General features: G+C 61.4%; 14 protein-coding genes. 7 read left to right on the top strand and 7 right to left on the bottom strand.

The genetic code is table 11. From position 1 onward, the window contains the following. Window positions 1-117 precede the first annotated feature (117 nt). Window positions 118-1,731: an anti-sigma factor family protein gene (locus ACYQ2I_RS04390; RefSeq protein WP_460165778.1), complete on the bottom strand. Its 1,614-nt coding sequence runs from the start codon at window positions 1,729-1,731 to the stop codon at window positions 118-120. A gap of 82 nt (window positions 1,732-1,813) precedes the next feature. Then, entirely contained in the window at window positions 1,814-2,371 is a 558-nt protein-coding gene (locus ACYQ2I_RS04385; protein WP_460165777.1) for a sigma-70 family RNA polymerase sigma factor, read from the bottom strand. Window positions 2,372-2,909: 538 nt separating this feature from the next. Between ACYQ2I_RS04385 and argC the strand changes: the two genes are divergently transcribed. Beyond that, window positions 2,910-3,917: an N-acetyl-gamma-glutamyl-phosphate reductase gene (argC, locus tag ACYQ2I_RS04380; protein WP_460165776.1), complete on the top strand. Its 1,008-nt coding sequence runs from the start codon at window positions 2,910-2,912 to the stop codon at window positions 3,915-3,917. A gap of 133 nt (window positions 3,918-4,050) precedes the next feature. Continuing rightward, entirely contained in the window at window positions 4,051-5,244 is a 1,194-nt protein-coding gene (gene argJ, locus ACYQ2I_RS04375; protein ID WP_460165775.1) for a bifunctional glutamate N-acetyltransferase/amino-acid acetyltransferase ArgJ, read from the top strand. Between the two features lie 119 nt (window positions 5,245-5,363). Here argJ and ACYQ2I_RS04370 read toward each other — a convergent pair whose 3' ends face one another. Continuing rightward, window positions 5,364-11,618 carry an MG2 domain-containing protein gene (locus ACYQ2I_RS04370; RefSeq protein ID WP_460165774.1) on the bottom strand — a complete coding sequence of 2,085 codons (6,255 nt, stop codon included), beginning with the start codon at window positions 11,616-11,618 and terminating at the stop codon, window positions 5,364-5,366. Window positions 11,619-12,125: 507 nt separating this feature from the next. Here ACYQ2I_RS04370 and ACYQ2I_RS04365 point away from each other — a divergent pair. The 4 genes from ACYQ2I_RS04365 to ACYQ2I_RS04350 all read left to right on the top strand — a co-directional run bounded on the left by ACYQ2I_RS04365 (window position 12,126) and on the right by ACYQ2I_RS04350 (window position 17,903). Next, the gene (locus tag ACYQ2I_RS04365; RefSeq protein ID WP_460165773.1) at window positions 12,126-13,283 is read left to right on the top strand and encodes a glycosyltransferase family 4 protein; all 1,158 of its coding nucleotides are present in this window, start codon (window positions 12,126-12,128) and stop codon (window positions 13,281-13,283) included. A 31-nt stretch (window positions 13,284-13,314) separates the two neighbouring features. Next, entirely contained in the window at window positions 13,315-15,285 is a 1,971-nt protein-coding gene (gene asnB / locus ACYQ2I_RS04360; protein WP_460165772.1) for an asparagine synthase (glutamine-hydrolyzing), read from the top strand. A 320-nt stretch (window positions 15,286-15,605) separates the two neighbouring features. Further along, the gene (gene glgC / locus ACYQ2I_RS04355; RefSeq protein WP_460165771.1) at window positions 15,606-16,865 is read left to right on the top strand and encodes a glucose-1-phosphate adenylyltransferase; all 1,260 of its coding nucleotides are present in this window, start codon (window positions 15,606-15,608) and stop codon (window positions 16,863-16,865) included. Between the two features lie 267 nt (window positions 16,866-17,132). Beyond that, window positions 17,133-17,903, top strand: coding sequence for an SDR family NAD(P)-dependent oxidoreductase (locus tag ACYQ2I_RS04350; protein WP_460165770.1), 771 nt, complete (start codon window positions 17,133-17,135; stop codon window positions 17,901-17,903). Window positions 17,904-17,949: 46 nt separating this feature from the next. Here ACYQ2I_RS04350 and hydG read toward each other — a convergent pair whose 3' ends face one another. From hydG to ltaE, 3 genes are all read right to left on the bottom strand, one after another. Then, window positions 17,950-19,386 (bottom strand): [FeFe] hydrogenase H-cluster radical SAM maturase HydG, encoded by a 1,437-nt coding sequence (gene hydG, locus ACYQ2I_RS04345; RefSeq protein WP_460165769.1) that lies wholly within the window; start codon window positions 19,384-19,386, stop codon window positions 17,950-17,952. A gap of 74 nt (window positions 19,387-19,460) precedes the next feature. After that, on the bottom strand, window positions 19,461-20,531 hold the full coding sequence (gene hydE / locus ACYQ2I_RS04340; RefSeq protein ID WP_460165768.1) for a [FeFe] hydrogenase H-cluster radical SAM maturase HydE: 1,071 nt from the start codon (window positions 20,529-20,531) through the stop codon (window positions 19,461-19,463). A 292-nt stretch (window positions 20,532-20,823) separates the two neighbouring features. After that, a complete protein-coding gene (gene ltaE / locus ACYQ2I_RS04335) occupies window positions 20,824-21,873 on the bottom strand; it encodes a low-specificity L-threonine aldolase (protein ID WP_460165767.1) in 1,050 nt (349 codons plus the stop codon). Window positions 21,874-22,126: 253 nt separating this feature from the next. Between ltaE and ACYQ2I_RS04330 the strand changes: the two genes are divergently transcribed. After that, a complete protein-coding gene (locus tag ACYQ2I_RS04330; RefSeq protein ID WP_460165766.1) occupies window positions 22,127-23,317 on the top strand; it encodes a sugar-binding domain-containing protein in 1,191 nt (396 codons plus the stop codon). A gap of 28 nt (window positions 23,318-23,345) precedes the next feature. Here ACYQ2I_RS04330 and ACYQ2I_RS04325 read toward each other — a convergent pair whose 3' ends face one another. After that, on the bottom strand, window positions 23,346-25,022 hold the full coding sequence (locus ACYQ2I_RS04325) for an FAD-dependent oxidoreductase (RefSeq protein WP_460165765.1): 1,677 nt from the start codon (window positions 25,020-25,022) through the stop codon (window positions 23,346-23,348). Window positions 25,023-25,222: the final 200 nt, after the last annotated feature.

The following is a 25,222-nucleotide window of genomic DNA, read 5'->3' as shown; positions in this document are numbered from 1 at the left end:
GACCGCGTGCACCGGCACACGATCGATAGACAAATCCCCGCACCAAGGCAGGTCACAAGAACTGTACGGACCGGGTCAACTGCCGTAATTGACGAGGTTCGACTCGCAAAAGAACGGTCAGCGGTCGGAGTCGGCCGGCTGCGCGGACGTCTCGTCCTCTGCGCTTTGGGGAGCGCGTTTCGTGCCGGACCGGTCGGACGAGGCGGTCGGCAACCCCTGAACGAACACCAAACGGACCGGAACCTGGGCCTTCGGCATCGCCTGAATCTGAGAGAGGGCGTCCTGCTTCACCAATCGCGGTGTCGCCGCTTTGGCACGGACTTGCGATTCACCGCCATACGCGGTTGCGCCGGCTCCCGTTTCGGCTCGCTGCTCGTCGGCGTTTGCAGCCGTACGTGCTGCTTGGGCTGCCGCCGGCTTTTCTTCAGCCGGGATCGCTTCTTCCGCAAGCGCTTCGGCTTGGGGAGCCGCTCCGAAGGTGCGCATCGCACGCACCCCGCCGAGAGCTCCCGCGCTCGGCGCGGCCCCTTCCGCGGGCTCACTTCCTCGCCCGCCGGGCAATGCGCCGGGGGCGGATTGTCCGAACGTCGTTGGCTGTGGTGCCGAAGGAGCCGTGGCATCGGCCATCGCACCGTAGGCCGCCGCTTGCGGTACCGCGCGACGCCGCGTCATCGCCAATCGCTCGCGAGGTACGACGCGCAGTCGCCTTTGGGCATCAGCCCGCGCCAACGACTCGACCGGCGGCGGAACCTGGATTTCCTCGACTTCCGGCCGAACGCCCAGTTCGTCGAGCACCGCTTGCAATTGGGCGGCGTTCGCCGTCATCTCGACGACCATCTCTTGCTGTGCCCCGACTTGTTGTCGTTCGATCTTCACGAGCGGACGTTTCCCCGCGGGGGGCGACGTTTCAGCAGCGAACTCCCACCCTTCACCGGGCAAAGCATGGTCAGGAACGGCATTCCGCCGGACGACGACCATCGATGCCAATTCCTCGGGATCGACCCGGGAATCGACGACGCAAACAATGTCGATCGGTTCGATCGGGGCTTCGGCCGCCACGTATTCGCTTTCGCGCGGCACGTTGGTAACCTCGGCAATCGCCGGTTCGGCAGGGGCCACTTCGATTCGCGTGATGGCCGGTGCGGCCTCGGCCTCCATCGTCTCTGCCGTCGCGCCGGCGGCTGCGTCTTCGGTCACCGCGAGCGATTCCGGTGCGGGAAGGGTTTCTTCCACGGCAGCTTCCATTTCGGGAACCGTTTCGGCTTCCTCCGATGGAATCTGCCGCAAGGCCAAGTCTTGCGGTCGTTCGCCGACGCGGTCGTTCACATCGGCCAGATAGAACACCATCGCCACCGAGGCGGCCACGATCGCCCAAATGAGGTTTCGCGGACGCACGGCACGACGCAAGACCGTCCCGAACGTGATCGACGGCAGCGCCTCGTCGTCGGAAGGTTCCACCGAAACGGCCGGACGCGGTCCGTCGGCGGTGCCGAGCGGCGCATCGTCGAGAACCCGATGCCGGACTTCTTGCAAGACGCGCTCGCTGAAGTCGATCGGTGCCTGCTCGCGCGGCAGCGATTGCAACACGGCACTGAGGGACCGCAATTCGTCCATCAGTTGCCGCGCCGAGTCGCTTTCGGCAAGCAACTGCTCGACACGCCGTTCCTCTTCGGCGGTCAACTCGCCGTCGAGGTAGGCGCTGAACAGTTCGTTTTCCGGCACGTTCTTCATGGTTCTTTCCGACTTTCAATCACCGTGCTTCGAGCACGCGCGATCGAACTCCCGACATACTCGCTTCAAAACGTCGGGCAATCTACAAATCGATAGGCGATTCTTTGAGTTTTTCTTTCAATTGTAACCGGGCCCGATGCAACCGACTGCGAACGGTTCCGATGGGCAACTGGAGGATTTCTGCGATCGTTTCGTAGCAACAACCGTCGATTTCCCGCAACACCAAAACCTGGCGATGCTCCTCGGGCAGGGAAGCGATGGCTTCCCGCACCAGGCGACAGCGTTCCTGCCGCTCGACTTCTTCGGAAGGTCCGCCGTCCTGACCGGCCGGTTCTTCGCCGACCCGTTCCCGGACGTCCTCGATCGACACGGTGGGTTTTCTCCGGCGTCGATGGGTGGCCGCGACGTTGAAGGCGATCCGGTACAGCCAGGTGTAAAACGCACTCTCTTGGGCAAACGAGTCCAGGTGCAAAAAGGCCTGAATGAACGCCTCCTGAACGACGTCCTGGGCATCCACCCCGTTGCCGGCGACGTGGAGCATAGTGTTATACAGCCGATCCTGGTACTTTCGCACCAGCCGGCCGAAGGCAGCCGTCTTTCCGGCAAGCGTCGCTTTGATCAGTTGCGCGTCGTCGTTCACGTCTGTTCCGATTTCTTGGACGCCCCAAAATGCCAAGAAGTTCCCCCGCCTCGGGTTGTATCACCCGAGGAGAGTATCATCTTGACGGTTTTTCACGTCCGTGTCAAACAAATCGCCCGTAACTTGCTATTTTTCATACACTTACGCAAACCCTATCAACCTGCTCCGGCCTCGTGACAATTGGGGAACGAAGCATGGATGTTGCATTTATGAAACCACACGACGTGACGAAAGCATCGGTTTTCGGAAGACAACCCCGGTGGGGGCTGTATGGCCTTACAGAGGGGCCCCATTCCCGAAGCCCGTCGCCCCTAGCCGCTCATCCCGATGACGGGTATATTGCAGGTTTGCCTTTAGGTTGCGGCGATTCGCCGGGCGTGAACCTTTCGCCCGAGAAACGTGTCGCCGATCTGTACCGATATCGATCGATGCCGCCCGACCGAACAGAGCCCTCTTGGATCGACCGATCAGGTTGCGGGCAATTTCGCCGGGAAGGTATCACACCTTCATCGTTTCTCTGCTTTCGCCGGAATCCACAATGACCAAAATTGCCGTAATGGGAGCCACCGGCTACACCGCGGTGGAACTGATCAAAATCCTGTTGCGTCATCCCGAGGCCGAGATCGTCGCGGTCACGAGCCGTCAAGAGAACGCGCCGATCGCCATGGTCCATCCGTCGCTGACCGGACGGCTCGACCTGTCGTTGGAAAATCTTTCCCCTGCCGAGATTGCGGCCAGGGCCGAATGCGTCTTCAGTTGCCTGCCCCATGCGGCCAGCGCCCAGGTCATTCCCGATTTGTTGAACGCCGGCTGCCGAGTGGTCGACTTCAGCGCCGACTACCGTTTGCACGATGCCGACGTTTACGCAAAGTGGTACGGACAAAAGCATCCCGACGCCGACCGATTGGGCAAGGTGCCGTACGGCCTTCCGGAGCTGTACCGGGAACAAATCCGCGGTGCCCGATTGGTGGCGAATCCGGGCTGTTATCCGACGTCGGCGATCCTGGCCTTGGCCCCCTTGCTGACCGCCAAACTGATCGAACCGGAAGACATCATCATCGATTCCAAAAGCGGCGTTTCAGGGGCCGGACGCACGCCGAAGCTGACCACACACTACCCCGAATGCAACGAAAGCATCTCGGCGTACAACGTGGGGCGGCATCGGCACACGCCCGAGATCGAACAGTTCTTGGCCGACCGCGCCGGAGGCGCAGTGCGGGTGGTGTTTACTCCTCACTTGACCCCGATGGATCGCGGGATCCTTACCACCGCCTACGCCAAACCGACACGCGACGTCCAAGAGGAAGAACTCCTCCAGTGCCTGCGAACCTTCTACGCCGAGGAACCGTTCGTTCGCGTGGTCGATCACCTTCCGGCCACTAAAGACACGATGGGCACGAACATGTGTCACGTCACGGCAAGGTTGGTCCAAGACCGTGTGGTAACCATCAGTTGCATCGACAACTTGATCAAGGGCGCCTCGGGAGCCGCCGTACAGAATTTCAACCTGATGTACGGCTATCCCGAAACGACCGCCCTTTTGTAAGTCGGCGGTTGGACGTCGCCGAAACACGGCTTCGAGCCGACCGTGTGCATTTCCGCACGTCGTGCCCGGCAACCGAATCAAGCAGACGTTTCCGCGATGATTCGCGACAATCAATAGGGAGATATTCGAGTCGATGGCCATTCGAGTACCCAAGGGTTTTCTGGTATCGGGCGTCCATTGCGGACTCAAACGAGATCTGCGCAAGCCCGACTTGACGTTGATCGTGTCGGAAACGCCGGCCGTCGCCGCCGGGGTGTACACGCAAAACCGCGTGTTCGCCGCGCCGGTGCAACTCGACCGCGAGCGGACGCCCAACGACAAAACCCGCGTGGTCGTGATCGACTCGGGCAACGCGAACGCCTGCACGGGCGAGCGAGGTCTCAAAGACGCCTACGAGATGGCCCGCTTGGCCGCCGAGGCCGTCGGTGCGACCGAGGATCAAGCGCTCGTCCTTTCGACCGGGATCATCGGCACGTACCTGCCGATGGACAAGATCGCCAAGGGCATCGAGCTGGCCGCGAAGCGGCTGGGCAACGACGAAGAAGCCCTCATCCTTGCCGCCCGCGGCATGATGACGACCGACACCGTTTACAAACTGGCCGGACGCACGATCTCGATCGCGCGGCGCGAAATTCAGCTCACCGGGATGGTCAAAGGCGCCGCCATGATGGGGCCGAACCTGGCGACGATGTTGGGCGTCGTGATGACCGATGCGACACTGACCCCTGAAACGGCCCAACAGATCTTGCGCGAAGTCGTCGAAGACACCTTCAACTGCATCAACGTCGACGGGCACATGAGCACCAACGATACGGTGCTGCTGTTGGCGAACGGCGCCGCCGGAGGGCCGCCGTTGGAAGGGGATCATCTGGAAGAATTCAAGGCCTCGCTGCATGACTTGTGCAGTGAATTGGCCCGCATGATTCCCGCCGACGGCGAAGGCGCCACCCATCTCATCACGATCGAAGTCGAGGGGTGCAAAACGCGGGAAGACGCCCTGCAAATCGCCCGCACGATCGCCAACAGCCCCCTCGTCAAGGCCGCGATCCACGGGGCCGACCCGAACTGGGGCCGGATCGTTTCGGCGGCCGGGTACGCGGGGGTTCCGTTCGATCCCAAGGGGATCTCGCTGCGGGTCAACGGTTATCTCCTGTACCAAGGCGGCGTGCCGGTCGAGTACGACGAAGCCGAAGTCTCGGCGTCGATTCGTGCCGAAAAAGACACGCTCGTGGAACTCCAGCTCTCTGAGGGCGACGCGAAGGCCCGATTCTGGACGACCGACTTGACGCCCGAGTACGTGCGGCTGAATGCCGACTATCACACCTGAGCGACAACACCGCCGTTGCCGACAACCGGCGACGAAGAGAACGCCATGAAAAAGGGCTCCTGCCGAATCGTTCCGGCGGGAGCCCTTCGTCGTAAACTACGTATCTCGTCGTCGAGCGATTACTCGTCGGCGATCGGACGATCGGCGATGCGTAGCTTGATCTCGCTCGAGTTCGCCCGCAACTCCGGTGCATACATCGCCTCGGCATTGGTGGGCAAGGCCGAGAACTTACCGGGGATCTCGGCCCGCACGCGGTAACTCACGCTATGGTTGCCGCGAGCCAACCGACGGACGAAGAAGACCACACGTTCGTCGCGGAACTCGACGTACGCCCCGAGCGCGTTCCCGTTGTATCCCGACCGCAGGTCGACCGGTTCGAACCCGGCGGCCTTCCGATCTTCGAACACGATGTACTCGTAGTCGTTCTTGCTCTCGATCTCCAGCTCGATCTCGATCAGATCGCCGCTGGTCACCTCGTCGAGATTTTCCAACGGGATGCGTCGATACTTTTCGACTTTCTGGTCGATCACCTGTCCGCGGGAACCGGCCACCTGGGCGGTCGCATCCACGCGTTCCAAGCGGTAGTACTTTCGTTCGACCTTGATTTCCAACCCGGCGGGCGGGATGAAATCTTCGAGCGAGAAGTAGCTCAAGTAGGCGTTCGCGTACAGCGGTCCGCTGCCTTTCCGCCGCAGTTCGACGGTATGTTCGCCGGCGGTCAGCGCCTCGCCTTCGACGACGAACTTGTTGTCGAAGCTGAACAGCGTCTCGGGCGTGATCTCGACCGCTTTCTGCAATTCGCCGTCGAGGTACACTTCGACGGTCATTTGCGGCTTGTCTTCGCCGCTGGCACGGATGTAGTCGGCGAACGCCTCGACGACCAGGGCCGTATCCCGCGTCGAATTCCAATAAGTGGCATGCTTGCGGTTGTTCAACAAATACTTCACCAACCGCGGCGCCAATTCACCTTGTGGATCGGTGCGGGCGAGCAGCTTGAGGTAGTAGGCCATCGCCTCGGTCTCGCTGCCGTACCAGCTCCACCAACTCCAGTTCGACATGTTCAACCACGCCGTTTGGTTCTCGTCGTCCTGGACCACGTACTGATTGATATTCCGCATGACCATGTCGCGTTTCTCGAGGTCGCCTTCTTTGTCGAGGGCCAGGCCGAACATGGCCAGCGAATACACCGAAAGCCCCAGTCGATCGCGGTACAGGAACCGCTTCATCTCGGCGTTCGGCGCCCCGGCATCGACGAGAACCATATAGATGAACGCGTCGAGGTTGTCGGCGGCGTATTTCTTCGGCACGTCCTCGAGCTTCTTCTCGGCGTTTTGAAGCAGCTCGACCTGGCGGGCCTGGTACCGCTTCAGCCACTCGATGCCGCGTTCCAAGACTCCGGGGACCAAGGCGACGTCGTTCTCGCGGGCGATTTGCAGCCCGTGCACGACGACCGCCGTCGTGTGCGGCCACGAGTGCTCGCCGTAGCCGGAGAACCAGCCCCAGCCGCCGTCCGAAAGCTGCATCTCGGTCAGCCGCTGAACGCCGGTGTTCACGATCTTTTGCATTTCGGCGGTATCGAACACCGGGTTGCGATCGTAGCGTTTCCATTGCTTCGCTCGCTCGGTGTCGTCGCCGATTTCTTGGGCATTGAGGTTCGTCCGCTTGCGGGCGATCTCTTCCAGATCGACGCCCATCTCCAGGAGCACCTTTTGCGTGACCACCGCCGGAACGAACCGGTTGAGCGTTTGCTCGGTGCATCCGTACGGATAATCGAGCAAGTACGGCAGCGCATCGATCATCGCACCGGCCAAGGTCGGCGAATAGCGGACTTCCAACCGCGTCGTTTCGGGGCGGCGTTTTTCGGGAACGTTCAGCCGGAAGGCGAGCGACTCTTTGTCGGGACGAATCCACCCCGAGTACGAGACCATCTTGTCGACCCCGTGCACGTAGCAGGGGAACTGCATTTCCATCGCGTCCGACTCGACGTCGGTCAGGGCCGACATTCGGACGGTCGCTCGGCCTTCGCGGCGAACCTTCACCCGCCAATCGACGCGAGCTTCGCCGTTCGAATCGATGCGCACCTGCCGTACGAGATCGTCCAACGGTTGCAACGTACCGCCCTTCAAATCGAGTTTGACGGTCACGTCCTTGGCTTGCTTCAGGTAGTTGTGCACCACGGCCGAGAGAACGACCTCGTCGGTCTCGACGAAGAACCGCGGGGCTTGAAGCCGCACGATGATGTTCTTGCGGGTGACCACGTCGACATGCCCTTCGCCGACGCGGGTGCCGTGTCCCATCGCCCAGACGTTGATCTTCCAAGTGGTCAGGTTCTGAGGCATATCGAGTCGGACGGTCGCCGTTCCGTCACCGTCGGTTTCCAAGGCCCCCACCCACAGGGCCGTATCGGCAAATTCTTTTCGAATCGTGGGGGTGACGACGGCCGCCGGTCCCTGCTGCTCGGCGGGCGCCGCAGCGACCGCGCGAGACTTGGCAAGGGCATTCGCTCCCGGCGCCATAGCGGCCATCGGTGCGGGCATGCCGTCGGCCATCGCCGCCTCGGCCATCGGCATCGCACCACCGAATCCGCCGTAGCCGGCTGCCGCTCCGCGCAACTGGCGACGGTCGACGAGATTTTCTTCTTCCAATTCGATCCCTTCTTCATCGGCGACGGTCGCCCCGAACACGCCGAGGTTGCTCATCCCCGGTTTGCCGGGCGGGTTCATGTTGCCTGCGCCGCGACTGAGCGTATGCTCGGTTTGCGGATGATGACGTCGTCTCCATTCCCAGAAGAACTTCTTGATGTCGCCCACATTGCTGCCGCCGGACACATATTCGACGGCCTTGTCGTAGATCGCGACGACGGTCGAGCCGACGAAGGGCTTTCCGTCGAGCGTTTTCAACGTGACCTTGACCTCGGCTTTTTCGCCGGGCAGGTATTCCTTTTTCGACGGTTCGACGGTCACGTCCAACACGCGTTTTGCCGGAGGCACGAAGATTTCCCGCGTTTCGGTAAACACGCGACCGTCGGCCAGGGTCACCGCCTCGACGAAGAAGTTCGGCATATCCTTGGCCGTCACCTCGATGGGCACGACCGTACTCTTACCCTTCAGGTGCAACACCTTCGGCGGCAGGTACACGCCGTTCGCCGGTCGAACGAACAACAGGACCGTTGCGTTTCGACGGTTCGTATTGACCTGCAATCGGACGGTATCGCCGGGTTTGTAGTCGGCCTTGTCGGGCACCAACTCGAGATCGTTGAAGCGGAACCGATCGCTCACGAAGTCGTCGCCGATGATCGTGAAGATGTAACCGCCTTCGATCGTATGTCCGGCCTTGTCGGTAACCGTGTGCGAAAGCCGGTATTGTCCCGCCTTGGCGGCGCGGATCTGAACGACGGCCTCGCCCGTCGGACCGGGATCCATGTCCCATTTCGCCAAGGGTGTTTCGACCGGTTGGCCGTCTTTGTACGAGATTCCGTAGAGGACGAGCTTCCCTTTGCCCTCGACCGGTTCGCCGTTCGGGGTACGGGCCATCGAGTGGACGGGAATCACGTCGCCCGCCCGATAATATCCCGACGGCAACCACACGTATACCTTGAACGGATCCCGCGTGACGGTGACCGTGCCCGTGCCTACGATCGTCCGCCGTGACTGGTCGGTGACTTCGACGGTGATCGAGTAACGGTGATCTTGATCGGGATGCATCAGTTTCGCCAAAGCGGTATCGACCGAGAGTTCGACCGTCCCGTCGGGGCCGATCGGAACCTCGGCCTCGGCGACCAATTCGGGCGGTTGCGGAGAGACCGGCCACCAACTCGGATACGGTCGCACGCACCCCCAACGAACCCAGCCGGGATACCATGGATAGTCATACGCGAACCACCAGTAGCCTGCGCCGTACAGCCAATCGAACGGCATCACCGGATACCATTTTTCGGTGTAACCGGTCCGCTCGATCTTGTACTTGACTTTGGCCTTCGTGACCGGTGAGCCGAAGTAATACTTCGCCGAGACCTTCGCCTTCACCGTCTCGCCCAGTTGGACGGGCTTCGAGGGCGCCTCGACGACGACTTCGAACTCCGGTTTCTTGTATTCTTCGACGCGGAAGGATCCGCCGCCCAATTGCCGATTGCCCTGCCACACCGACAGCCCGTACACGCCCAGCTTGGCATCCTCGGGCAGATCGTATTCGCCCTCGAATCCGCCGTAGGCATCGGCAGTGACTTCCTTCTTGGCGATCACCGTGCCCTGTGGGTCGCGTAGTTCAACACGGAACCCCTTACCCGCAAACTGCGATTCGTCGGGTTTGTCGTACTGCGCGTGCCGGACCCAGAACTTGTAATGAACCTTTTGTGCAGGCCGATAGACGGGCCGGTCGGTAATCGTGTAGACCTTGATCGCGTTGTATTGCGCATCGTAATAGCTCGGATACCAGATTCCGGTGTAACCCAAGTGGGCGAGCCGTCCCGAATCGGTCCTGGCGATGATGAGCCATTGGTAATCGTCGGGGACGCGGGCTTTATCGACGATCACCTGCCCGTTCTCGTCGGTGAATGCCGCAAAGTTCTTGGTCTCGACGACGTACGTTTGTCCCGAAACGCGTCGCTGTCGCCAGCCGAAGAATTCGACGTTCGCCTTGGGAACCGGATCGCCCGAGACGGCATCGGCGACATAGATCCACTGCCGCCCGGAAAGCGGCTTTTTCACGATGGCGGTGTCGGCCACCCACAACACGATGAAGCTCGTATTGCCGTCGGCCATCTTCGCTTCGAGCAGATAGGCGCCCGCCTTTTGTAGTGGCGTCGTCACCGTGATGCGGCGGTCGAAGTGGTTCGGCCGCGGCTCCAGTTTCAAATCCCACTTGGCGACCTGCTCGCCGCGGTATTTCTCTCGCTGGCCGCGCACGAGGTCGTAGCCGATGTTGTCGATCTGAATCTTGTTCCAATCGACCCGGCCGGGATTCGATTTGAGGTACGCCTTCACGTCGTCGAGCAACGTGTCGATCTTCAGCTCCCAGGCCGTAAAGGTGACCAGATCGCCGTTCCGAAATCGAAAGTCGACGGTCGCCCCTTTGCCGGCGGGTTGCGTCATCCGCGGCTCGAACCGCCCCCAGTTGCCGACGATCTGATCGAGCCGACGTTGCAGGTTCTCCTTCTCACGGCCTTGGGCGCCGGCGATCAATGTGCGAAGCGCCTCGGCGGCGCGATCGTATTGCCGGCGGTTCAAGTAGATTTCGACCAATTGCGAGAGTGCCGCTCGTCCCCAGCTCGTCTTGGGGTTCTCGGCCATGCGTTGCCAGATTTTGATGTAATTGAACTCGTCGGGAAGCGAGAACCGCTGAATCCCTGTCGCAAGCCGGGCGATCGTTTCGTCATCCGACAACTTGTGCAAGGCCCACGTCTGCGCCCGATCGTCGTCCGAGGCGTCCAACCCGCGGAAGAACCAACCGTAGTCGGCCATCGTGTGAACGCCGAACTGGTGGTACAGGAAGCTTGCGAACTGGTGATCGACCTGGTCCCGCAGGTTCGGATCCATCTCGACCGCTTGCGTTAGGCACCATCGCCAGCGTTGACCGTCGTTTGCGGCCTTGTCGAACGAAGCGGGAACGGTATAAAGGACGGGCTTGTTCTGTTCGTCGACCGGTGCCCCGCGGACTCCGCCGTAATAGCCCCACCCGGGTTCGTAGTCGGGAAGCGTCTCCAGATCGGTCAACGCCTGCAACCGCCAGGCCTCGCCGTACCCTCGATTCCCGAGAATCAATTGGGCGAACTTCAAGTAAAACTGCGCGACTTCGTCCTTGCGGTCGTCCTGGTCGGCCTTCTTCATGGCCTGCCGCATCAATTGCAGCGCCCGCACGCGGTCCCGTTCGTAGCTGTTGACGACCTCTCCGCCGCCGCGGTGCGGTCCCCGTTCGAACGTACCGGCAATCTTGAATCCCTGGTGCGGGATTTCGACGTACAGCTCGGCCGCGGTTTGTAACAACCGCCAATTGTCGGCATGCACGTCGACGGCCTTTTCGAGCAGCGCGTCGATCTCTTTCACACGATTGAGTCTCGCCAGACACTGCCAGGCATTCCGCAAATCGCCGCCCACCAACCGCGGATCGGTCTCGGCGTCGAGAATCAACTTCTCGTAAAGATCGTAGGCGTCCCGGAAATTGCCGTCGCGCTGGGCGGTTTCGGCCTGTTTTCGCATGGCGGCTTCTCCCTGTTCAGCCAGGCCCGGCACAAACCACGCGAGCGACGGCCAGGCGGCCGCCGGATCGGCCTGCACCACGATTCCGCCGGTGAAGAAGACCGCTCCAGCCAGCAAGCCGCATGCGATCACCCAATGCCAAGCGGCACGCCCAAAGCGATGCGGGAAACGCGTACGCATGTTCTCTGCTCCTTACAGAACGCGGTGAGCGAATTCTCGTGAGAAGGCCGCGAAGACGGCCGCTTTTTTCTCGGCGAGGACGAAAACGCCGGAACCCCACCTTCCGACCGATCCCACCGGGGAAATCTCCGCCGCCCGACGCGAATGCAATTGTCGTGCGGCTGGAAGCATAGACGTTTCCCTGCGGCAAGAAGTTCCTTCAATTGGGGGAACGCCACCATCTTACAGTTCGAGCAGGCACCCGGCATCCCCCCGCCGAAAGGGCATCCGCCAGACACCGCCCACAACCTCTATTCGATCTATTTTCCTCATTTGCACACGTTTGCACGGTGTCGGATTGTGAAACCGATGCTGCCGAAACGTTTCCGATTCGGTAAGATAGCCAAGACAAAGAACACGAACGAACGGGGAAGAATACTTTGGAAATCGTTTGGGGGATACCGGCCACGTTCACCGAGTGACACGACGCACGGAATCAACAACATCCCTTTATCGGATCGACCGGCCATGGACGCCCAATTGCCGCGAATCGCACACATCATCCCCACCCTGGATCGGGCGGGGGCCGAAAAGCAGCTTGTCATCTTGGCCAAGGGGCTCCGCGCCCGCGGGTACCCGGTGCACGTCGTCGTTCTCACCCGCGACGGACCGCTTCACGAGGAGCTCAACCGAGCCGAAGTGCCGGTCACGGTTATCGGAAAAAAGTGGAAGCTCGATCCCGGTGCCTTTCGCCGCTTGTGCCGCACGTTGCGACAATGGAAGCCCGACCTCGTGCAAACGTGGCTCTTCGCCGCGAACACCTACGGTCGTCTTGCCGCACGCCGGTGCCGCGTGCCCGTGGTCATCGGCGGCGAACGTTGCATCGACCTGTGGAAAGGTTGGCCCCAATGGGTGATCGATCGGTTCTTGGCCAAACGTAGCGACAAGATCGTCGCCAACAGCCCGGGCGTAAAAGCCTACTGCGCGGCTCACGGCATTCCGGCGGAAAAGATCGCCGTCATCCCCAACGGGATCAAGCCGATTACCCCACCGCAAATTTCCCGAGAAGCTCTGTTGTTGGAACTCGACTTGCCCGACGACGCGCAATTGATCGGGGTCGTCGGCCGACTGTGGCCGCAAAAACGAGTCAAGGACGCCATTTGGGCCGTCGATTTGCTGATTCGAATTTGTCCTCGCGTGCACCTACTGGTGCTCGGCGACGGACCGCTTTACGAGAACCTACGGCGATTCCGAGACAACCTCGGCTTGGAAGATCGCGTCCATTTCTTGGGGCATCGCAACGACGCCCTGCGGATCATGCGGCGTCTCGACGTCCTGTGGTCGACCAGTGGTTACGAAGGACAGTCGAACGCCGTCATGGAAGCGATGGCATTGGGCGTGCCGGTGGTCGCAACCGACATTCCCGGCAACCGCGACCTGGTCGTTCCGGGAGAAACGGGCTATCTCGTTCCCGTGGGCGAAAAGGGACGGGCCGAATTCATCCGCCATACGCGCAACTTGCTCAACGATCCCGAAACGGCCCGACGACTGGGAGAGAACGCCCGCCGTCGGATCGTCGAACATTTCTCGGCCGAGGCCATGATCGACCGGTACTGTACCCTGTACCGATCGCTGCTGGAACCGCGAAACGTCGAAAGGAGCGTCGTCTCGGTCGCGGCGGGGTGACCAGGAGTTTCAACCTCACGGAAGAACGCGCATGTGCGGCATCACCGGAGCAGTCTGGACGGACCCGAAGCTCGGGCTTTCGCGATCGGTTCTCGAAACCATGACGCGGGCGCTGGCGCACCGCGGTCCCGACGACGAGGGCATCCACCTCGCCGAACATCCCCCCCGCCGCGAAGGCGAGGCTCCGATCGGCGTCGGGCTGGGCCATCGGCGGTTGTCGATCATCGACCTTTCCGGCGGCAAGCAGCCGATGCAGACCGACGACGGCTCGATCGTCCTCGTGTTCAACGGCGAAATCTACAACCATCGGGCGTTGCGGCGGCGTTTGGAAGGCGCAGGACGCCGTTTTCGTACCCGCTGCGATACGGAAGCCATCCTCCACCTGTACGCCGAGACCGGACTCGAATTCGTCGAGCATCTCAACGGCATGTTCGCCTTGGCGCTGTGGGACGCGGCTCGGCGCCGCCTAGTCCTTGCACGGGATCGCCTGGGCGAAAAGCCGCTGTTTTACTGTCTGCAAGCGGGACGGCTCGTGTTCGCTTCGGAACTCAAGAGCCTGTTGGCCGCACCGGGAATTCCGCGCGAAGTTTCTCCCCAATCGCTGGATGCCTTTTTGGCCTATCAGTACGTGCCGCACCCCTACACGATCTACCGCGACATTTCGAAGTTGCCGCCGGGCCATATGGCCGTGTTCGAAGACGGTAAACTCGACGTCTGCCCTTACTGGCGGCCCGATTTCAACCGCGAACACGATACCTCGTACGAGTCGCAAAAAGAAGAAATCCGCGAGCGCCTGCGAACGGTCGTGCGTTCGCGGATGGAAAGCGACGTGCCGCTGGGCGCGTTCCTGTCGGGGGGAATCGACTCGTCGCTGGTCGTCGGCCTGATGCAAGAGGCGTCGCCGGAACCGGTGCGGACCTTTTCCATCGGTTTCCCCGAGATCGACTTCGACGAAACGAAATACGCCCGCATCGCCGCCGAAGCCTTCGGCACACACCACGAAGAATTCCAAGTCAATCCCGACGCGCTGGCGATCTTGCCGCAACTGGTCCACCATTACGACGAACCGTTTGCCGACAGCTCGGCCATCCCGACGTGGTACGTCTCGCAAATGACACGTCGTCGCGTCACGGTCGCCCTCACCGGCGACGGCGGCGACGAACTGTTCCTCGGCTATCCGCGGTATAAGGCCGTGATGTTGGCTTCGCACATCGATCGGCTCCCACGTTGGTTTCGGGCGGTCATGGGTTCGCAAATCTGGCAGTCGATTCCCTGTTCGTCGCGGCAAAAGTCGATCGTTCGTCGGGCGAAACGATTTCTCGAAGCGATCAACTACGATTACCTCGAGCGATATTTCGACTGGTTGTCGATCTTCAACCAGACGCGCCGGGCAATGCTGTACCGCGAAGAATTCCTGGCTCGACTGCCCGAGAAAGACCCGATCGAATTCCTCCGCGCAAACTACAGCACGGCGGCTCGACGCGACCGCGTGACGGCCATCGCCTTGACCGACTTGCAAACGTACCTACCGTGCGACCTGATGACCAAGGTCGATATCGCGTCGATGGCTCACAGCCTGGAGTGCCGTCCGCCTTTCTTGGAACACGAACTGGTCGAATGGGCGGCCCAGTTGCCGCGCAGCGCAAAGCTGCATCGGGGACGGGGCAAGCGAATCTTGTTGGATGCGTTTTCCGACATCCTTCCCGAACCGATCCGAACACGATCGAAGATGGGCTTCGGCGTACCGCTGGGCGCGTGGTTCCGCGGCCCGCTGCAACAATTGATCCGCGACGTGTTGCTCGACGAGCGAACCTTGGCCCGTGAGTGGTTCCTACCCGAAGCCGTCCGCACGTTGGTCGCCGAACACGAAAGCGGAACGTTCAATCACGGCCATCGCCTGTGGGCGCTGCTGATGTTCGAACTGTGGCAACGCTACTGGCTGGAAGGCGACCGTCTCGAATTCGGCGCCTTGGGCGGTCGACCGATCGAACTTCGAAACTGAGACACCTACCGCAACCTTCCCGATATTTTTGTCGGTCACACCTGTCAATTACCCGGGGTTGTCGGGACAATCCGAATTGGGGGAATTGCTGTTGCCGGAGGGCTACAGCCCGATGCCGACGTCATGCGTCCCCCAAAACTTGAGACGAATCGCACGCGAATCGGCAAAACGCGCCCGCGCGGTGGTAAGAACATATCGACGGGGAGAACTTACCCGCCCTGCGGGAAACGAAACGTTCGACGTCGGCGAGACAACCGATACAATGACCAGAGAATGAGCCCGACGGATCTTGCGACGCTTCAACAAAGGGGGACCGCACGATGGCGAACAAACGGAATGTCGTCGCCGTCATTCTGGCCGGCGGTAAAGGCTCACGACTCGACCCGCTGACGCGAGACCGGGCAAAGCCCGCCGTCCCTTTCGGCGGTGCCTACCGCATCATCGACTTTGCCATGTCGAACTGCCTCAACAGCGGGCTGAGGAAGATCCTCATTCTCACCCAGTACAAGGCGATGAGCCTCGACCGCCATATCAACATGGGCTGGCACCGCTATTTTTGCCGCGAGCTGGGGGAGTTCGCCGACGTCGTTCCTCCCCAACAACGCATCGACGAAAGTTGGTATCAAGGAACGGCCGACGCCGTCTACCAGAACATCTACACGATCGAAAAGGAGCACCCCGAGTACGTCGTCATCCTGGCGGGCGACCATATCTACAAGATGAATTATGCCAAGCTGGTCGACTACCACATCGAGCACGGAGCCGACTTGACCATCGGCGTGCTGCGGGAGAAGCGCACCGAGGCCGCACGACGCTTCGGCGTCATGGAAGTCGATCACGATTTGCGGGTGATCGGATTCGAAGAAAAACCCGACGATCCCAAGCCCATCCCCGGCGACGAAGAGTATTGCTACGCCTCGATGGGGATTTACGTCTTCCCGGCGAGATTTCTGTTCGAGGTGCTGTGTCGCGACGCGACCAAACGCGGCAGTCGGCACGACTTCGGCGGCGACGTGATCCCCGCCCTGATCGAGAAACACCGGGTGTTCGCGTATCCGTTCATGGACGAAAACCGCAAACGCAACTCGTACTGGCGCGATGTCGGCACGCTCGATGCCTACTACGAAGCGAATATGGATCTGGTATCCGTCGAGCCGGAGCTGAACTTGTACGACGAAGTGTGGCCCATCCGCACGTATCTGCCGAATTATCCGCCGCCGAAATTCGTGTTTGCCGACCCCGACCGCAGCGGGTTCGCCCTCGACAGTATCGTATGCCTAGGTACGATCATCTCGGGCGGTAACGTCCGCCGCTCGATCTTGGGCCACCGGGTGCGAATCAACAGCTACGCCTCGGTCGAAGAATCGATCTTGTTCTCGCGTGTCGAAATCGGCCGCCACGCAAAGATACGCCGGGCGATTATCGACAAGGGTGTTCACATTCCCCCCGGTGTCGAGATCGGTTTCGACCCCGAACAGGATCGCGCCCGAGGCTTCGTCGTCACCGAGTCGGGAATCACCGTCATCGCCAAGTCGGACGGCGCCGCCCAATTCGCCGAAACCGAATTGCTGCGTCGGTGATCGCCGCAGCCCCCCATCCCGTCGGCTTCCAAGGAGCGATCCCTCTCGCGCCGCCGGTTACGTGCCCGTTCGCGGCTTCTTGACGAATCGGGTCCGATCCCCGTAAGGTGAACCGTCCGGCCCCCTTCGCCGCGTGCAATTCGCGGTGCGCCGCCGTTTCGATTGTTCGACAATCGACAATCTGTTTCGCGGCGGCCCGCCTCTCGGCGTACGGAGTGACCATTTTTCCCCGACAATTCTTACTGTGGCATACGGAGGATACCCACGATGCAAGGTACGGCATTCGATCTTACGGGCAAAACGGCTTTGATCACCGGCGGCAGCCGCGGCATCGGCAAGGCGATGGCGAGCGTCTTCGCCCAGGCAGGCGCCGACTTGTTCATTTGCAGCCGCAAGGAAGATTCCATCCGTGCCGCCGCCGAAGAAATCGCTCAGGCGACCGGTCGACGGGTCGAATGGCTCGCCGCCGACGTCTCACGTCGCGACGAAGTCACCCGCGTTGCCGATGAGGCCTGCAAACGACTCGGCAAAATCGACATCCTCGTGAACAATGCCGGCTGGAACATTCCCCAGGCGATCGACGAAATCCGCGATGAAGATTGGAACTACCTGGTCGAACTGAACCTCAACAGCGTGATGGCGCTCACGCGGGCGATCGTACCCGGCATGAAAGAACGCAACTGGGGTCGCGTGATCCACATTTCGTCGATCATGGGCCTGGCCAGCACCCCCAAGCGGAATGCATACTCGGCTACCAAGTCGGCGTTGATCGGCATGGCCCAAGCGAGTGCGCTCGACTTGGGGCCGTTCGGCATCACGGTCAACTGCATCGCACCGGGCCCGATCGCCACCGAGATGCCCATGTCGATCTTGAGCAAAGAGCAGCAAGACGCGCTCGCATCGCGAACGGCGCTGGGTCGTTGGGGAACGCCCGAAGAAATCGCCTACCCGGCCTTGCTGCTGGCTTCCGAAGCGGGACGCTACATCACCGGCACGGTGATCGTCGTCGACGGCGGTTGCCTGGCGAGAATCTTTTGACCGGTCCGGCCGACCGCGGCCCCCCTGTTGCTCGATCGAAGACCGATCAGAAGTACAAGTCACGTTGCTCCGTGTCCCGAATCGCTTGCAGTCGGGCACGGAGCTTTTCTTTCATCGGGTCGTCGGGCAGGTTCGCCAGCTCGGCTTCGATCCGTTGCAGGCCCGCCTCGCGGGTTTCGGGCGAGGCGTAATCGACGAGGTACTCCATCAACGTCAGCAAAGCGTTGGGTGTGCAAAAATTCTGAATGAAGCCGGGAATGGCGAATTCCATGAAATGCTCACCGGTGCGGCCCAGACGATAGCAGGCGGTGCAGAAACTGGGCACGTACCCGTCGATCATCAATTGCCGCATCACCTCGTCGAGCGAACGCAAATCGCCCAGCTCGAACTGTTCCCGCTGCATCACTTGGGCATCGCCGACCTCGGTGTACCCGCCCAACTCGATCCGGCTTCCCGCGTCGATCTGCGACACGCCGAATTCCATCACTTCGCGGCGCAACTCGGCCGGTTCCCGAGCGGTCAAAATCAAACCGGTATACGGAACGGCCAATCGTAAGATTGCAATCAAACGTTTGAAGGCGTCGTCCGACACCAAGTGCGTGTTGTCCAACCGCACGCCGTAGGCCGGTCGCAGCCGCGGAAAGCTGATCGTGTGCGGTCCGACGCCGTAATGCTTTTGCAAGAACAGAGAATGCGACACCAACCCCAACACTTCGAACCGCCAGTCGTACAAGCCGAACAACGCGCCGATTCCCACGTCGTCGCAACCGGCCTCAAACGCCCGGCTGAGGGCATCCAAGCGCCACAGGTAATCACCCTTTTTCGTATCGCGGGGATGGACCTTCGCGTACGTCGGGTGGTGATATGTCTCTTGGAAAATCTGGTACGTGCCGATACCCGCCTCTTTGATCGTGCGGAACCCCTCATGGTCCATGGGGGCCGCGTTGATGTTCACCCGGCGGATGTTCGCCTTCGGGCGTCGAACCGCATACACCCGGCGAACGCAATCGGCGATGAACCCGGCCGAGTACCGCGGATGCTCGCCGAAAACCAAGATGAGTCGCTTGTGTCCCTTGTCGAGCAGCGATCCGACTTGCGCGACGATGTCGTCGGGCGAAAGCGTCCGCCGTTCCACGTCGCGGTTCGACCGCCGAAACGCACAGTACAAACAGTCGTTCGTGCATTGGCTGCCGATATACAGCGGCGCAAAAAGGACGATCCGGTTGCCGTAGACGTCACGCTTCAATCGGCGGGCGGCATCGAAGATCGACTCGACCAACTCCGGTGAATCGGCCCGCAGCAATTCGGCGGTCTCTTCCACCGAAAGCGGTTCCTTGGCCAGACTCTTCGCGATGATATCCCGCACGCGTCCGGGATCGACCGGCGGAAGCTCGTTGTCGATCAGGCTTTCCAGAAACGCGTCGTCGATGAAGTCGACCGCCGTCTTGCTCAACGTTTTGTCGATCGTTTCGCGGGATTCCATTGCCGTGTCCGGTTTCCTTGAAATGCGCTATTCACGGGATGTCGCAGCAGGGTCGTCGAGTAGGCCGCTCTTCTTCAGCCGCCCATGGTATCGGTTTGCCGTAACCGATAGTTCGGCGACGTTCCGGGACCGCTGCCGACCTGGCGTCCCATCCACTCGATGCGTCCCCGCAGGCACGTGTGACAGGCCTCGGCCGTCTCGCGAATGCATGCCTTGTTCGGGTAGATTTCGTAGTGAATGCGATATTCGGGCGGCGTCAAGTTCGGCATGACCACGTTCGCCCCGCGGGTCAACCCGAGTTCCCGCCCCTTTTGGCGATTCAACGTGGCCAAGGCGGTAGTGCTGGGGATGTTCGCCCGCGGACAAACCAGTCGCGACAGGGCGATCATCTTGTACGTCATCAACTCGCTGCCGGGCACCTGCTCACCAGCCGGACACACGACCGGGAAATCGGGATCGGCCATCGGTGTCCTGGGATGGACGATGAACGGTCCCACACCGATCATGTCGAGATCGAGCTCGCGGAACATGAGCAGATCGTCCGCCAAATCGGCATACGTCTGCCCCGGCATTCCGATCATGACACCGCTTCCCACCTCGTACCCCAAGTCGCGCAAACGGCGGAGGATCGCGATTCGATCGCGTCTTCCCTCGGGCGTCGGATGATACCTTGCGTACAACTCGGGGTTCGACGTCTCGAACCGCAACAAGTAGCGATCGGCACCGGCCTCACGCCAGGCTTGCAATTCGTCGTCGCTGCGTTCGCCCAAACTCAGTGTGACCGCCAACGACGTTTCCGACTTCACGGCGCGAACGACATCGGCGATGAAGTCGACCGTCAACTTCGGATCTTCACCGGCTTGCAGCACCACGGTGCCGTAACCGAAGGCATCGGCCTTGCGGGCACAGGCGAGAATCTCCTCGCGCTGCATGCGATAGCGAACCAACTCGGTATTCGGCGCCCGCAAACCGCAATACGCACACAAGCGCACGCAATAGTTCGAAATCTCAAGCAGTCCGCGCAAGTGGACCTCACCACCGACGTTCTCCTGGCGCGTACGATCGGCGGCCCGCCACAACTCGGCCAGTCGGACGGGATCTTCCTCCCGCAACCACTCGATCAAGGCGTCTCGGCTCAGGTCCACACTACGCCCTTTCTGTTTCGATGACACCACACGCAATGGGGGCGAATTGCCGCTCTCAAGGCAGGCGTCCGACGCGTGACGCTCGCAGCCGCACTCTCGCATTATACGCCGCGGGCATTTGGGCTAGCAGACAACACGGGTACTCAATGGCATTACGAGCGGAAAAGTTCGATTTCTCGACCGTTTTCCGACAAAAATCCGGGGATATCGGCCGCTGGAAGCCGAGTCGTTCCCGAACGGCCACTTTTGTGACCGCCATGTTGACATTGCCGCCGAAGAGAAGTTTCCGGCCTCAAGCGTTGCGGCAGGTTTCGGCCGTCCTCATCAAAGCATCGATCGCGTGGCTGATATCGGGCGCCGACACATCGAGATGCGTCACCAGGCGGACACGATCGTTCGCGACCGGCAGGGCCAGAACGCCACAATCGGCCAACCGTGCAACAAACTGTGGCGCGGTCCCCAGACTCGGAGACACTTCAAAAATCACGATGTTCGTCTCAACCCGCTCCCCGATCAGCCGAAGCCCGTCGACGGCCGCGATCGCTTCGCCCAACCGGCGGGCGTTCGCGTGGTCTTCGGCGAGCCGTTCGATATGGTTTTCGACGGCATACAACGCCGCTGCCGCCAATATGCCCGCTTGGCGCATTCCGCCGCCGAGCACCTTCCGCCATCGCCGTGCGCGGGCGATGTCGGCCGCCGGACCGGTCAGGCACGAGCCGACGGGGGCGCCCAACCCTTTGCTGAAACACACGCTCACGGTATCGAAATGCCGGGCCCATTCTCGCGGTGGAATACCCGTCGCTACGGCCGCGTTCCACAGCCGTGCCCCGTCGAGATGCGTTTTCAAATCGTGCTCGCGCGCCCACGCACAAATCGCCTCGACGTTTTCGTAGGGCTGGATCGTCCCGCCGCCGCGGTTGTGCGTGTTCTCCAGGCACACCAGCCGCGTGCGTACCATGTGATCGTTTTCGGGTCGGATGAGCCCTTCGAGCTGATCGACGGTCAGCACACCGTTTTGCCCCGTCACCGTTCGCGCGGCAATGCCGCCGATCTGCGCGTAGCCGCCCTGTTCGTAGTTGTAGATGTGGCACCCGGTTTCGCAGATCAGTTCGTCACCGCGGGCGCAGTGCAACAACACGCCGATGAGGTTCGACATCGTCCCCGACGGCACGAAGATGGCGGCCTCTTTCCCCAGCAATTCGGCGACCTTCTCTTGAAGTCGATTGACCGTGGGATCTTCGCCGAAAACGTCGTCTCCGACTTCGGCGCGAGCCATCGCCTCGCGCATCGCCGCGGTAGGACGAGTGAGCGTGTCGCTCCGTAGATCGACGATCCGGGCCACGGCATTTCTCCCTTCATCGACGGGAAGTGGGCCTTCTGCGAAGCCGTTTATTATCGACCTTGCCGCCCCCCTCCGCAAGCAATGTTTGCGCAATACGGTTTTCGATGGAACGTTCCTTTTTTGCGGGCCGGTTGCCGCGACGGGAACCGTTCTGGTAAGTTGATTCTACCGCCGCGGTGCGCTTCGTTTTCTCCGCACCGCGGCTGCGTTTCGCGAAACGTATCGTCTACCCCCATTCCGGGAGGACGTTCCCTTGAGTCGACGCAGACGAGCTTGGCATCCCTCGAACGAAAGCGACGAACTCGTATACGCCGTGTGCGAGCGATTCCTGCTCCAGCTCGGCTACCAGTTCGGGCCGGAAGATTCCGAGAACGAGCGTCAACGGCAGCGCGGTGCGGCCGCCCGCGTGTCCGAATGGGTCCAGAAAACTTACGGCCGCGAAGACATGAACCGCGAGCGGATCTACCCGATGTTCTGGGAGGCGATGCGTCGGCGATTCTTGCTCTTGCTGCCGCCGCGCGAGCGCTTGCTGGCCCGTCAAATGGCCGAAACGTTTTCGCTCGATTGCCTGGAACGAGATGAAGACGCGATCCAGATCGTCAACGCCCGCGGTCCCGAAGCCCCGCGAAACGTCAGCGCCGTCGCTGCCGATATCGTCTACCGCTTGATCCACAAGCTCGGTCGCAAAAAACGGAAGGTGCACATCGCGCTGGGTGCGGGTTTGTCGTCCATGCACGTGGCGCAGCGGTTGGCCCAGCGGGTGTACTCCGATTTACGGTGCCCGAACCTGGTGTTGCACGCGCTCTCGGCGGGCGGCTTTCTCGTCGACCAGCCGCACAAGGCGCCCATTACCTATTTCAGCTATTTCGCCGATGCACTTCCCAAGGTCGAGTACGTCGGCTTGTTTTCCGAGACGGTCGTTTCACGTGAAGAGTTCGAACGGGTAAGACACAACCCGGGCGTCAAAGAATCGTTCGCCCGCGCCGAAGAAGTCGACATCGTCATCACATCCTTCGCCGCTGCCGACGACCCGCACGGTATGCTCGGCCAATTCCTGCATTCGCTGGCCGATCGCAAGGCGATCTCGATGGAAGAAATCATGCGGATGCGGGAATCGGGGTGGGTCGGCGACGTTCAGTTCCGGCCGTATGCCCCCACCGGTCCCCTCGATGCCGAGTGCCCGGTGCGCGTCGTCACCCTGTTCGAAATCGAGGATCTTGTCCGCCTGGCGAACACGCCGGGCAAATACGTGGTGCTGGTGGCCAGCCCGTGCGGCGAATGCGGCAAAACCAAGACCGACGCCCTGCTGCCGTTGATCGAAAACCCGAACTTGCGACTGTGGACGCATTTGGTGACCGACGTCGAAACGGCCTCGGCCGTCTTACGAAAACGGCTGCCGAAAGAGCCCGAAGAACTCCCGGCAGCCGCACCTCACCATTTGTAGATGTTCGCTCCGGCGAATCGACCGCCGGTCACTTGATCATCTCTGCTTTTCGCCACGCTTGGTACAAGCGGAACCCGCCCGACAGGTTCCGAACATCGAATCCTTTTTGCTTGAGGATCCTCGCCGCGTAATACGATCGCTGCCCGACTCCGCAGTGAACCCAAATTTGCCGATCGCGAGGAAGCTCATCGAACCGGTCGCGCAGTTCTCCCAACGGAATGTTGATCGCCTCGGGCACATGCCCGGCCTCGAATTCGCCGGGGGTGCGGACATCGACCACCACAGGCGGCGTGTCCGACCGGAGCGCATCGGGCAATGCTTCCCAGTGCGCCTCTTGGACGTCCCCTCGCAAAAGGTTGGCCGCAACCGAACCGGCAATGTTCGCCGGATCCCGCGCGCTGCCGAATTGCGGCGCATAGCACAATTCGGCCTCTTCCAGGTCGAACACGGTTCCTCCTTTGCGAATCAGCGCGGCAATCACGTCGATCCGCTTGTCGACGCCGTCGCTGCCGATTGCCTGGGCACCGAGAATGCGCCCGTCGTCCGGTGAGAAAAGCAGCTTCGTCACGATCGGCGAGGCGCCCGGATAATATCCGGCATGCGAGGCCGATACCGTGTAGCTTTTGCGATAGGGCATTTCCGAGGCCCGAAGCGTCTTTTCGTTCAAGCCCGTCGCGGCAAACATACTGTTGAACAAGCCGAGAACCGCCGTGCCCAAGACACCGCCGTAGCGGGAATCACGTCCGGCGATGACCTCGGCGGCGACACGGCCCTGCCGTCCCGCCGGACCGGCCAGGGGAACGAGCGACGGCCGTCCGGAAACGACGTGACGCACTTCGACGGCGTCGCCCACGGCGAAGATCGCCGGATCGCTCGTCCGCATCTGCTCATCGACCTTGATCCCGCCGAGCTCGCCCAGCTCCAACCCGGCCTCGACCGCCAGGTCGACCTCGGGCTTGACGCCCACCGCCAAGATGACGATTCCCGCCGGAATCCGGCCGCCCGATTGCGTTCGCACCGTCAGTCCCGAGGCGGCGTTCTCTTCAATCGCGCTGAGCGGATCGTTCAATCGGTACTCGACGTCGCGCGATTCCAAGGCCGTGGCGACGAACGAGGCCATCTCGGGATCCAGCGGATTCATCAACTGGTCGGCCGCTTCGACGACGGTAACCGTCACGTTCCGGGCGACGAGGTTCTCGGCCATCTCCAGTCCGACGTAGCCTCCGCCGACGACGACCGCCCGCGTTACCGACTTCTCTTTCAGGTAGCCGTAAATCCGATCGGCGTCGTTCAGATTTCGCAGCGTGAACACGCCGGGCGTCTCGACACCCGGCACCGGGGGAACGATCGGTCTCGCCCCCGGCGACAACACGAGCGCATCGTACGTCTCGGTCGATTCGACACCGCTGGCCACGTTCCGCACGCGCACCGATTTCGCCCGGCGGTCGATCGACATGACTTCATGACGCACGCGGACCTCGATATTGAACCAGTCGCGGAATCGTTCCGGCGTCGCCACCAACAAACTCCGACGATTGGGAATCACGCCGCCGATGTAGTACGGCATACCGCAATTGGCAAACGAGACGTTCTCGCCGCGTTCGAAGATGAAAATCTCGGCATCCTCGTCGAGCCGCCGCAGGCGCGCCGCACAAGCCGCTCCGCCGGCCACGCCGCCGACGATCAATACGCGTTTCTTTCCCATCGCATGACTCCCTATCGCGGTTGTCGATTTATCTTTGTCGCCGTCGAACTTCGCTGCCGAATTGCCGGAAGGCCTGCCGCAAACACCGGTTTTCTACTATTCCGGTCAAAATAGGATCGTATGGCCGCTTGTGTGTTTCGGCAAGGTGCGACTCCCCGATGGGGGGCGTCGAAAACTCGCTGGCGGTCACGCCCCATCGC

It is taken from the genome of Thermostilla marina, from assembly GCF_054657455.1.
This window is presented reverse-complemented; position numbering and strand designations above follow the sequence as displayed.